Here is a 6,200-nt window from a genome sequence, read left to right on the forward strand (position 1 = left end):
GGTCATCGTAGTGGGGCGCGTGCGGCGTGGGGACAGCGCCGTGTCGGCGGGCGGGGGTACCTTCTGCGAGTGAGATCCGTCCGGCAGTGCACGCGCACGGCATGCGGCAACGCCGCCGTCGCCACGTTGACCTATGTGTACGCCGACTCGACCGCGGTGCTGGGTCCGCTCGCGCAGAACGCCGAGCCGCACTCGTACGACCTGTGCGTCGAGCACGCGTCGCGCCTGACGGCGCCGCGCGGCTGGGAGGTCGTCCGGCTGACTCCCGAGTTCGAGCCCGCCGCGCCCAGCCGCGACGACCTGCTGGCGCTGGCAGACGCCGTCCGTGAGGCCGCCCGTCCGCGCGTACCGGCCCAGCCGGAGCCGGTCGACCTGGGTGAGGCGCCGCGGCGTGGGCACCTGCGGGTGCTGCGAGGGGAGGGGTGATGGCGCGTCGTCGAGCCGCCGGGCAGCCGCCCGAGCCGCTGGGATCGGTCAGCCAGCCGTCGGGACCGCTGGTCGAGGGCACGGAGACGTGCGTGAAGTGCGGGGAGACCTCGCTCACCCGCATCCGCATGACGCTGACGGACGGTCGGCCGGCGGTATTCGTGTCGTGCCCGTCGTGCGAGCAGACCAACTGGTTCGCGTTCGACGGCGGTGGCGTGCCCCTGGACCGCTCCGAGGTCCTCGGCAGCTGACGGCCGGCGACGTGGACCCAGGGGTCCGCACTAGAGTTGCGCAGGTCCTGGTCGTCGGTGCGGGGAGCGAGTCGTGCGCGAGCGTGTGGAGATGTCCGCCGTCGTCGACGACGGTCCCGAGCTGGTCCGCTACGCGGAGGCGCTGCGTTCGCTCGTCGACCGGAGCGTGTCGCGGCCGCTGCGCGTGGTCGTCAGCCCGGGCGCCGAGGTGGTTGCCGCCACGGTGCCGACGGTGCTGGGGACAGCTGGGGGCCTGCCCGAGCTGCCCGTCGACCTCGTCGTGCTGCCTGTCCGCGCCGGCGTGACGCCGGGCGAGCGCCTCGACGACCTGCGCGCGGTCGTCGTCGAGCACGACGCCGACGCAGGCCTGGTGTTCGGCGCGGACCCGGAGCGGTGCGCGGTGGTCGACGAGCACGGCGACCCCGTCCACCCGTCGGTCGTGACCGTCCTGGTCGGCCTGCGCGAGACAGCCCGCGCACGGGCGGCCGAACGCGACCTGACCGTGGTGCACGACACGGCGGCCTCCCGCGCGGTGCCCGACCTCCTGACGGCCGCCGGCGCGCACGTCGTCCCGGCCGGCTCGGCCGATCTCGAGGACGCGCTCCTCGAGCACGACGCCGCGTTCGCCGCGTCGTCGGACGGGCGCTACCTGTTCCGTGACCTGCCGTACGCCGACACCGCGCTGCTCGCCGCCTGCCACGTCCTGGCGGCGCTGGGCGAGCAGGACCACCCGCTGTCCGTCCTCGGCGAGATCTACCGCCCGTACGCCCGCACGGAGCTGGCCAGCGCGGCGCACCCGTCGAGCGACGCCGCGACCGCCCGCGTGGCGGACGCCTACGTGACCCGGCAGGGTGCTGGGCCCGTCGACGTCGACGAGCGCGACGGTTTGCTCGTCTCCCACTGGGCCGACCACCCGCAGTGGTGGTTCCTGGTCGAGCCCTCGGGTCCGCAGGAGGTGCGCCTCGTGGTCGAGGCGGCCGACGACGACATCATGGACAAGGTGCGCGACGACGTGCTCGCGCTCATCGAACAGGAGCAGGCATGACCGACACGACACCCGCGCTCGAGCCCTGGGCCCGCGAGCTGCTGCGCTGCCCCGCCACGGGCGCGACCCTGGTGGACGGGACCGACGCGGACGGTGCGCCCGTCCTCATCTCCACGCACCCCACCGACTCACGGACCTACCCGGTGCGCGACGGCATCCCGATCCTGCTGGTCGGCGAGGGCACCCCGACGAAGCCCTGAGCAGCTCCGTCTCGAGCACTGCCGTCTCGAGAAGTACCGCCCCGACAGCGCGATCTGCCGCTACGCTCACGGCGGCAGGGGACGGCGACGAGATGGGGGACCCGATGGCGCACGATGGTGGCAGCAAGGCGATCGTGGCGGCGCTGGGCGCCAACCTCGGCATCGCCGTCACCAAGTTCGTCGCGTACCTGCTGACGAGCTCGAGCTCGATGCTCGCCGAGTCGGTCCACTCGCTGGCCGACTCCGGCAACCAGGTGCTGCTGCTGATCGGCGGCCGACGGGCCCGCAAGGCCGCCGACGACGAGCACCCGTTCGGCTACGGCCGTGAGCGGTACGTGTTCGCGTTCATCGTCTCGATCGTGCTGTTCAGCCTCGGAGGCCTGTTCGCGCTGTACGAGGCGTGGCACAAGTGGCAGGACCCGCACCCCATCGAGTCGTGGACGTGGGTGCCCGTGGTGGTGCTCGTCGCCGCGATCGCGATGGAGGGGTACTCGTTCCGGACCGCGATCCACGAGTCCAACCAGACGCGGGGCGACCAGTCGTGGGTGTCGTTCATCCGCACGGCCAAGGCTCCCGAGCTGCCCGTCGTCCTGCTCGAGGACTTCGGCGCCCTCATCGGCCTCGTGCTCGCGCTCGGCGGCGTGGGGCTGACGCTCGCGACCGACGACGGTCGCTGGGACGCCGCCGGGACCGCCGGGATCGGCGTGCTGCTCGTCGCGATCGCGGTCGTGCTCGCGCTCGAGACCAAGTCGCTGCTGCTCGGTGAGTCGGCCGGCAAGCAGGACGTGGCCGCGATCCGCGCCGCCCTGGTCGGTGACGGGGTGTCGTCGGTCATCCACCTGCGCACCATGCACCTGGGGCCCGACGAGCTGCTGGTCGGCGCGAAGATCGAGGTCCCCGCCGCGACGACGGCCGCCGACGTGGCCGCCGCGATCGACGCCGCCGAGGAGCGGGTGCGCACCGCGGTCCCCATCGCGCGCGTGATCTACCTGGAGCCGGACCTGCGCCGGTGACCTCTCGCCCGGTCAGTCGACCGGGTCGGGGATGCCCAGCGGGAGCCGGTGCATCGCGCGGGCGTCCTCGGCGTCCCGGACCGCCGCGCGGGCCAGCGCCTCCACCTCGCGCCGTCGCCTCTCCGCGAGCACCGCGGCCAGGAAATCCTCCGGATGCGTCCAGGCCGGCGGCCCGGGCTGCACGTAGCGGCCGACCTCCGTGGTCAGCCGGGTGCCGAGGTCGACGCGTGACGCCGGGTGCAGCCGCGGGGCGCGGTGCAGGAACTGCCGCACGGTGAGGGCCAGGCCGTCGGGCAGGCGGGCGACGTCGGCCTGACGAGCCCATGCGGCGAGGTGCGGCGGGGGCTCGATCAGCCCGCGCGCCTTCGCGGCCCCGCGCACGCGCACCGCGTACGTGCCGGCCAGGATGTCGCCGACGCGCTTGCCCTGTGGGTGCACCATCGAGCAGATCAGCGCGAGCATGCCGAAGGTGATCCACAGCTCGACGACGCCCGTCAGGCCGCGCACCAGCGCCTGACGGAAGACGATCGGGCCGCCGTCGTCGCGCACGACGCGGATCCCGACCACGAGCTTGCCGACCGACCGGCCACGCGTGAGCGTGTCGACGGAGACGGGCAGCACGAGCATGATCGTCACGAGGAACACGATCGTCGTGACGCTGGCCACGGCGTCGCTGGGAGCGTTGACGACGACGCTCGTCGAGACGATCGTCAGGAGCAGGACGACGGCCCCCAGCACCAGCAGGTCGAGCAGCGCGGCGAGCAACCGCGACGCGGCGGATGCGGCCTGCGAGTCGATCAGGACGCCTTCGCCCGTGACGATCCCGTCCACCACACCTCCGAGGTCCGCGCCGTCGACGGGGCGACCGCCCCCGACCTGGGAAGACTAGCCGCACGGGGGGCGTCGTGGATGGCAGGCTGTGCGTCATGGACCTCGACGCCTACCAGCAGGTGCACGGACCGGCGTGGCAGCGCCTCGACGCGCTGACCAAGCAGCGCCGCCGCACGGGCGCCGAGGCCGACGAGCTGGTGCGGCTCTACCAGGCCACCGCGACCGACCTGTCGGTCATCCGCTCTGCCGCTCCCGACCCCGAGCTGGTGACCCGCCTGTCGCAGACCGTGGCGCGGGCCCGTTCGGCCATCGCCGGCGCGCACGAGCCCAGCTGGCGTGACGTCACCCGGTTCGTCGCCGTGACGCTGCCCGTGGCGATGTATCGCATCCGGTGGTGGACGCTGGGCGTCACGCTGGCGTCCGTGCTGCTGGCGGTGGTCTCGGGCGTGTGGGTCGCGACGCACCCGGACGTCCTGTCGCTGATGGGGACGCCCAGCGAGCGGCAGGAGTACGTCGACCACGCGTTCCGCGAGTACTACGACCCGGGCGCCGGCTTCGCCGCGACGGTGTGGACACACAACGCGTTCCTGACCGCCGTCTGCATCGCGACGGGCATCACCGGGATCGGGCCCGTCTACTTCCTGGTGGGCAACGCCATCAACGTCGGCGCCGCCGGTGCGCTCATGGCCTCGGCGGGCGAGCTGGACATCTTCCTGCAGCTCATCGCGCCCCACGGAATGCTCGAGCTGACGGCCGTGTTCGTCGCGGGCGCCGCGGGGCTGCGCATCTTCTGGACGTGGATCGACCCGGGCCCGCGCACGCGCTCGAGCGCCCTGGCCCAGGAGGCGCGCTCGCTGTTCACGGTTGCCATCGGGCTCGTCGGGGTCCTCGCCGTGTCGGGGGCGATCGAAGGTTTCGTCACCGGGTCCTCGCTGGCGTGGTGGCTCAAGATCGCCATCGGCGCCGTCGCGCTCGCGGGCTTCTGGACCTACGTGATCGTGCTCGGCAGGCGCGCGCAGGCCGCGGGGGAGACCGGCGACCTGGACGACGACCGCGCGGGCTACTCCCTGGCGACCGTCGGCTGAGCCGCTCCTCAGCGTTCTGCGAGCACCGCGTTCTGACGAGTGCCGCGGTCGGACGAGCACCGCCGTCAGACGAGCACGGCGTCGTGCTCGTCTGCGTCGTCGGCGACGAACCGCACCACCGCGTCGGCCTCGGCCAGCACCTCGTCGCGCGCCTCACGGCCGAGCGGCTCGAAGCTCGTCACGGCGATCGTCGCGCGCTGCGGACCACCGCGCCGCACGCGCTCGCGCTCGATCCGCCACGTCCCGCCCACGCGGCCGTCGCGCAGGAACGTGCCGGGCAGCACGCCGTTCGGCGAGCCGAGCGCGGCGCGGCGGACGTCGTCGGCGATCAGGCGCGTGCGGTCGGCGTGACCGAGCAGGACGTTGTCGTAGTCGGGCAGGAACCGGACGGGTGCGGGCGTGTCACCCGCCGGCCGGGGGCCGTCGGGGACGTCGAGCAGCACGCGCGGACGGACCTTGCCCGGTGACGGCGCGCCGACGAGGCGCACGACGCGGTCCCCGAGCCGGTCGACGACGGCCTTCATGCCGGTGAGCCCCGACCACGACTGCAGGTCCGCGACGGACGCCGGGCCGAAGGCTGCCAGATACCGCAGCGCGAGCAGCTCGAGCGCCTCGTCGTGCTCGTCGGGCGACAGGACGGGCTCGGGCTCGTCGAACCACGACCACGCGGTCGTCCACGTCGTCGCGCCGGACCTTCCCCAGACCCCGCGCGGCGGTACCTGGACCAGCGGGAGCGTGCCGCGGGCGACGTAGGACAGCGTCGTGGGTGCGACGTCCGGCCACCGCTGCGCGAGCAGCGCGCCCAGGTCGGTGGTGACGCGGGGGCTTTCCTCGACCAGCGCGCGGGCCGCCGCCGTCACCGCGGGGACGTCCAGCGTCCGGACCGCCGTGGCGTGCTGGGCGTTGACGCGCAGGTCACGCTCGTAGAGCGGGGCCGTCAGCACGGGAAGCAGCACGGCGTCGGCGGCGGTGACCAGGTGGATGGTGCCGCGCACGGTGGCGATGCGGGCGACGCTGCGGTCGACGAGGGCGTCGCCCAGGTGCTCGTGCCGGAAGCCCGTGACGCGGCTGAACAGGCCCAGGTACGGCGACCACGCGTTCTGCGCCTGCAGGCCGACCAGGTGGTGCACGACGTCGAGCGCCAGCCCGTCCGTCCGTGCCAGCAGGTGCTGGCGTGCGAGCAGGGCGCGGGACAGCTCGGCGGAGGTCAGCACGTCGTCGGCCACGCGAATCTCCTATGTCAAGCCGCGGCCGAGAGGGCGCCACTGTGGGCTGCTCGGCTGTGGTTGAGGGTGTTGTAGATGGTGCGGGCGAGTTGACGTCTTAGGCACCGGTAGGTCTCGGTGGAG

The 6,200-nt window shown here is 73.5% G+C and carries 8 protein-coding genes; 6 read left to right on the forward strand and 2 right to left on the reverse strand.

Annotated features, from left to right (window positions below):
* Positions 1 to 69: 69 nt before the first annotated feature.
* The 5 genes from IC607_RS15965 to IC607_RS15985 all read left to right on the forward strand — a co-directional run bounded on the left by IC607_RS15965 (position 70) and on the right by IC607_RS15985 (position 2,935).
* Complete coding sequence (locus IC607_RS15965; RefSeq protein WP_191788386.1) at positions 70 to 426, forward strand: DUF3499 domain-containing protein; 357 nt, start codon at positions 70 to 72, stop codon at positions 424 to 426.
* Positions 426 to 677: a hypothetical protein gene (locus IC607_RS15970; RefSeq protein ID WP_191788387.1), complete on the forward strand. Its 252-nt coding sequence runs from the start codon at positions 426 to 428 to the stop codon at positions 675 to 677. The genes IC607_RS15965 and IC607_RS15970 overlap by 1 nt, the downstream gene beginning before the upstream one ends.
* Before the next feature lie 73 nt (positions 678 to 750).
* Positions 751 to 1,722 carry a hypothetical protein gene (locus tag IC607_RS15975; protein WP_191788388.1) on the forward strand — a complete coding sequence of 324 codons (972 nt, stop codon included), beginning with the start codon at positions 751 to 753 and terminating at the stop codon, positions 1,720 to 1,722.
* Positions 1,719 to 1,922 carry a Trm112 family protein gene (locus tag IC607_RS15980; RefSeq protein WP_191788389.1) on the forward strand — a complete coding sequence of 68 codons (204 nt, stop codon included), beginning with the start codon at positions 1,719 to 1,721 and terminating at the stop codon, positions 1,920 to 1,922. The genes IC607_RS15975 and IC607_RS15980 overlap by 4 nt, the downstream gene beginning before the upstream one ends.
* Positions 1,923 to 2,026: 104 nt before the next feature.
* Positions 2,027 to 2,935 carry a cation diffusion facilitator family transporter gene (locus IC607_RS15985; RefSeq protein WP_191788390.1) on the forward strand — a complete coding sequence of 303 codons (909 nt, stop codon included), beginning with the start codon at positions 2,027 to 2,029 and terminating at the stop codon, positions 2,933 to 2,935.
* A 12-nt stretch (positions 2,936 to 2,947) separates the two neighbouring features.
* Here the strand turns inward: IC607_RS15985 and IC607_RS15990 are convergent, their stop codons facing one another.
* Complete coding sequence (locus IC607_RS15990) at positions 2,948 to 3,766, reverse strand: RDD family protein (RefSeq protein WP_191788391.1); 819 nt, start codon at positions 3,764 to 3,766, stop codon at positions 2,948 to 2,950.
* Between the two features lie 95 nt (positions 3,767 to 3,861).
* Between IC607_RS15990 and IC607_RS15995 the strand changes: the two genes are divergently transcribed.
* Entirely contained in the window at positions 3,862 to 4,851 is a 990-nt protein-coding gene (locus IC607_RS15995) for a stage II sporulation protein M (RefSeq protein WP_191788392.1), read from the forward strand.
* 65 nt (positions 4,852 to 4,916) lie between these two features.
* Here IC607_RS15995 and IC607_RS16000 read toward each other — a convergent pair whose 3' ends face one another.
* On the reverse strand, positions 4,917 to 6,077 hold the full coding sequence (locus tag IC607_RS16000) for a winged helix DNA-binding domain-containing protein (RefSeq protein ID WP_370526316.1): 1,161 nt from the start codon (positions 6,075 to 6,077) through the stop codon (positions 4,917 to 4,919).
* Positions 6,078 to 6,200: the final 123 nt, after the last annotated feature.

The organism is Cellulomonas sp. JH27-2 (genome assembly GCF_014837175.1).
GTDB lineage: Bacteria > Actinomycetota > Actinomycetes > Actinomycetales > Cellulomonadaceae > Cellulomonas.